The following is a 4302-nucleotide window of genomic DNA, read 5'->3' on the forward strand; positions in this document are numbered from 1 at the left end:
GTGTGGGAGCGGGCTTGCCCGCGATGGCGCCAGCCGCCACACCGCATGCCCTCTTGTCACACCTTGTCTCATCTTCGGTTATGCTCCCCCTTCGTCGTGTATTAACGGAGCCTTCATGACCGCTGCCCGCCTGTTTCTCCCCTTGAGCCTTGCCCTGCTGGCCGGATGCGCCAGTGCCCCCAAGCAAAACGTCAGCGTGGACAACCAGAGCGCCTGCCCGCTCCAGCTTGAAAACGGGCAAAACCTGATCCTCACCCTGCCCAGCAATCCCACCACCGGCTATCGCTGGGCCATCCAGGATTCCGCTGGCGGCGTGTTGCGCGCCTTGAGCCCTGAGGTCTACAGCAGCACCGAATCCGGCGTGATTGGCGGTGGCGGCCAGTCCACCTGGCGCTTCCAGGCGTTTGCCCCAGGGCAAGGGCGTTTGCGCCTGACATCCCAACAACCTTGGGAGCCGGAGGCCGAACCTGTCGAAACCTTTGACTGCGCCATTACGGTGAACTGATATGCCATGGCTGATCCTTGCCTTGATGGGCGCCGGCACCTTTGTCTACGGCCTGGCGACCCATGCAACGCTGCTGTGCCTGCTGGTCAAGCCGCTGCCGGTGCTGGCGCTGCTGGGTTGGCTGCATGACGCGCCGCCCACCGAGTATCGACGCTGGATCAGCCTGGGCTTGATTTTTTCCCTGGTGGGCGACGTGTTGCTCGCCTGGCCAGGCGACCTGTTTATCTTTGGCCTGGGCGCGTTTCTGTTCGCACATCTGGCCTATCTCAAAGCCTATTTCAGTGACTGTCGGCGCTTGGCGCTGCTGCCGCTGGTGCTGGCCCTCGGCGTCGGCGCAATCTTGCTGAGCATCTTGATAGCCCACGGCCTCGGTGAGTTGTTGATACCGGTGGTGGTTTACGCACTGGTGATCAGCGCCATGCTCTGGCGGGCGTTGGCGCGACTGGGCAGCGAGGTGCCCAAACGTTCGGCGTGGCTGGCAGCAGCGGGTGCGCTGTCGTTTGTGGTTTCCGACGCGCTGATCGGCATCAACCGGTTTGTGCTCGCGTTCGAGGCGGCGCCGTATTTACTGATCGCCACCTACTGGCTCGGGCAGTGGGGCATCACCGCCTCGGCTTTCCATCAGACAACCCGCGCATCCGAGGACCAACTTGGCTAAAATGCCGGCCTTTCCCCCATCGTCGCCGGAACAGCCGTGAGCAAAGAACCCGATCGCCTATTCGCCCAGCCCCTGCCCCAGGTGCCGGACTTCGCCTTTAACGAGGATGTGGTGCGGGTGTTCCCGGACATGATCAAGCGCTCGGTGCCGGGTTACCCCACAATCGTCGAAAACCTCGGCGTGCTGGCCGCGCAATTTGCCCAGCCCCACAGCGTGCTGTATGACCTGGGCTCTTCCCTGGGTGCCGTGACCCAAGCCCTGCGCCGCCATGTACGCACCGAGGGTTGCCGGGTGATCGCCGTGGATAACTCCGCCGCGATGGTCGAGCGCTGCCGCGAATACCTCAATGGCCAGGATTCGATGTTCCAGGAGTTGCTGCCCGTGGAGGTGATCGAGGGCGATATCCTCGCCTTGCAATTCAAGCCCGCCTCGGTGGTGGCGCTGAACTTCACCCTGCAATTTATCGCCCCAAAGGAGCGCCTGGCGTTGCTGGGGCGCATTCGCCAGGCGCTGCTGCCGGGCGGGGCGTTGATCCTGTCGGAAAAGCTGCGCTTTAACGATGTTGAAGAACACGCGCTGCTGACCGACCTGCATATCGCCTTCAAGCGCGCCAACGGCTACAGCGAACTGGAAATCGCCCAGAAGCGCAGCGCCATCGAAAACGTCATGAAGCCCGACAGCCTCGAAGAACACCGCGAACGCCTGCTGGCGGCCGGGTTCTCGAAAGTCGTGCCGTGGTTCCAGTGTCTTAACTTTGCCTCGTTGATTGCCTTGCCATGATTGATTTGTCCCCCCTCGCCCGCCACTTGGTCGGCACCCCCCTGGCCGTCTGGGCCCAGGGCCTGCAAGCGCAGCTCGATAGCAAGATGGAAAAAGGCCACGGCGACCTGGAGCGCTGGCAGAGTGCGTTGGATGCACTGCCGAAGATCCAGCCCAGTGAAGTCGACCTGCTCAACGGCCTGGTGCTGGACACCGATTGCGACGACGCCACCCGTGAGCAAATGCACACCGCCTTGATGGGCCTGAGCCCTTGGCGCAAAGGCCCGTTCCATCTGTTCGGCGTGCATGTGGACACCGAGTGGCGTTCGGACTGGAAGTGGTCGCGGGTCGCGCCGCACCTGAACCTCAAAGGCAAGCGCATCCTCGATGTGGGCTGCGGCAACGGCTACTACATGTGGCGCATGCTCGGCGCCGGGGCCGACAGCGTGATTGGCGTGGACCCCAACTGGCTGTTCTTCTGCCAGTTCCAGGCAGTGCAGCGCTACTTGTCCGAGCCCAAAGCCTGGCACCTGCCGTTCCCGTTCGAAGACTTGCCGGCGAACCTGGAAGGCTTTGACACCGTATTTTCCATGGGCGTGTTCTACCACCGCCGCTCACCCATCGAGCATTTGCTGGCGTTGAAAGACACCCTGGTCAAGGGCGGCGAGCTGGTGTTGGAAACATTGGTGGTGGAGGGCGATCAACAGCAAGTGCTGGTGCCGGAAGACCGTTATGCACAGATGCGCAATGTGTGGTTCCTGCCGTCGGTGCCGGCGTTGATGCTATGGCTGCGCCGCGCCGGTTTCAGTGATGTGCGGTGCGTGGATGTGAGCGTGACCACGGTTGAGGAACAGCGTGGGACGCAGTGGATGAAGTATCAGTCGCTGAGTGATTTTCTGGATCCTGAGGATCACAGCAAGACCATTGAAGGGCTGCCGGCGCCGATGCGGGCGGTGATCATCGCTCGCAAATAACACCACTATGATCGTTCCCACGCTCTGCGTGGGAATGCCTCTTGTGACGCTCTGCGTCACGCTTTGGGACGCAGAGCGTCCTGTGCTGCGTTCCCACGCAGAGCGTGGGAACGATCATCACGGTTTAGCTCGTAGGGCTTTGAAGAACTCGCTCAAGACAGCCCCACACTCCTCGGCCAATACCCCGCCTTCAAACAACACCCGATGGTTAAGAAAACCCTGGGTAAAAAACTGCCCCTGGCTTTGCACGATGCCCGCCTTCGGCTCCAGCGCGCCATACACCACCCGCGCAATCCGCGAATGCACGATCAACCCCGCGCACATGCTGCACGGTTCCAGCGTCACGTACAGCGTGCTGCCCACCAGCCGATAGTTGCTGATCGCTTGCGCAGCGGCGCGGATCGCGACCATTTCGGCATGGGCGCTGGGGTCGTTGCCGCTGATGGGGCAGTTGAACCCGCGGCCGATGATTTCACCGTCCTGCACCAGCACGGCACCCACCGGCACTTCGCCCAATGCAGCGCCTTGAGCGGCGAGCGCCAGGGCTTCGCGCATAAAGTCCTGGTCGCGGCTGCGGTCGATAATCGCGGCGGGGCGAATCTGGCGCATCACGCCACCTCGATGGCGGCCATCAGGCCGGTTTCCATGTGGTCGATCACATGGCAATGGAACATCCACACCCCGGGGTTATCCGCCACCAAAGCCACGCGGGCGCGTTCGTTCTTGCCCAGCAGGTAGGTGTCGGTGAAATACGGGATGACCTTGTGGCGGTTGGACGCGAGCACCTTGAAACTCATGCCGTGCAGGTGGATCGGGTGCTGGTACTGGGTCATGTTCTTCAATTCGAAAATATAGCTCTTGCCCTTTTCCAGCTTGGCAATCGGGCGGTCGGCGCAGGTCTTGTCGGTGATGTCCCAGGCCTGGCCGTTGATCTGCCACAGGCTTGGCGGCTTGCCGTTTTCGACATTGACCGACACCGAGCCGACCCATTCGAAATTAAAGTTGAGCTTCTCGGCATTGGCCAAGTCTGGCTCGGCAACCGGGTTGGCCGGCAATGCCGGCGGCCATGCGGTAGGCGCGTCGGTATTGGCGACCGAGCGGAAGGTGCCAAGGCGCACCGGGCCGTTGCGCAGCGACAGCTCTTCGCCCGCCGGCGGCGCCTTGATCGCCAGGCAAATGCGCATGCCCGGGCCCAGCCAATATTCCTTGCCCAGCGGGCGCGGCTCGATGGGGTTGCCGTCCAGGGCGTAGATCTGCGCTTCGACGCCAGGAATATTGAGACGATAAGTCAGGGTGTTATCGAGGTTGAGCAGGCGCACGCGGGTGATTTGCCCAGCCGGCAGCTCGATCACCGCCTGGGGCACGCCGTTGATGGTGGAGAGGCGCCCGGCCGTGCCGCCACGCGC

Annotated in this window: 6 protein-coding genes; 4 read left to right on the top strand and 2 right to left on the bottom strand. The window is 62.5% G+C overall.

Annotated features, from left to right (window positions below; genetic code table 11):
* Positions 1 to 115 precede the first annotated feature (115 nt).
* From GIW04_RS28370 to cmoB, 4 genes are read left to right on the top strand one after another with little or no spacing between them, the layout of a single operon-like run.
* Positions 116 to 505 (top strand): protease inhibitor I42 family protein, encoded by a 390-nt coding sequence (locus tag GIW04_RS28370; protein WP_003188871.1) that lies wholly within the window; start codon positions 116 to 118, stop codon positions 503 to 505.
* Between the two features lies 1 nt (position 506).
* Positions 507 to 1163 (top strand): lysoplasmalogenase, encoded by a 657-nt coding sequence (locus GIW04_RS28375; protein ID WP_034134815.1) that lies wholly within the window; start codon positions 507 to 509, stop codon positions 1161 to 1163.
* 36 nt (positions 1164 to 1199) lie between these two features.
* Entirely contained in the window at positions 1200 to 1943 is a 744-nt protein-coding gene (gene cmoA / locus GIW04_RS28380; protein WP_120248712.1) for a carboxy-S-adenosyl-L-methionine synthase CmoA, read from the top strand.
* Positions 1940 to 2896, top strand: coding sequence for a tRNA 5-methoxyuridine(34)/uridine 5-oxyacetic acid(34) synthase CmoB (cmoB, locus tag GIW04_RS28385; protein ID WP_032893401.1), 957 nt, complete (start codon positions 1940 to 1942; stop codon positions 2894 to 2896). The genes cmoA and cmoB overlap by 4 nt, the downstream gene beginning before the upstream one ends.
* Positions 2897 to 3013: 117 nt before the next feature.
* Here the strand turns inward: cmoB and tadA are convergent, their stop codons facing one another.
* On the bottom strand, positions 3014 to 3505 hold the full coding sequence (tadA, locus tag GIW04_RS28390; RefSeq protein WP_120248711.1) for a tRNA adenosine(34) deaminase TadA: 492 nt from the start codon (positions 3503 to 3505) through the stop codon (positions 3014 to 3016).
* Positions 3505 to 4302: multicopper oxidase family protein (locus GIW04_RS28395; RefSeq protein ID WP_236479440.1), on the bottom strand; the 798-nt coding region annotated here is incomplete at its 5' end. The genes GIW04_RS28395 and tadA, both read right to left, overlap by 1 nt.

It is taken from the genome of Pseudomonas sp. PA-4-8C (genome assembly GCF_021606625.1).
Classification (GTDB): domain Bacteria; phylum Pseudomonadota; class Gammaproteobacteria; order Pseudomonadales; family Pseudomonadaceae; genus Aquipseudomonas; species Aquipseudomonas lactis.

Excerpts from the sequence above, each read along its gene's own strand:
- cmoB (WP_032893401.1), top strand. The coding sequence starts at position 1,940 with ATGATTGATTTGTCCCCCCTCGCCCGCCACTTGGTCGGCACCCCCCTG.
- GIW04_RS28375 (WP_034134815.1), top strand. The coding sequence starts at position 507 with ATGCCATGGCTGATCCTTGCCTTGATGGGCGCCGGCACCTTTGTCTAC.
- tadA (WP_120248711.1), bottom strand. The coding sequence starts at position 3,505 with ATGCGCCAGATTCGCCCCGCCGCGATTATCGACCGCAGCCGCGACCAG.
- GIW04_RS28370 (WP_003188871.1), top strand. The coding sequence starts at position 116 with ATGACCGCTGCCCGCCTGTTTCTCCCCTTGAGCCTTGCCCTGCTGGCC.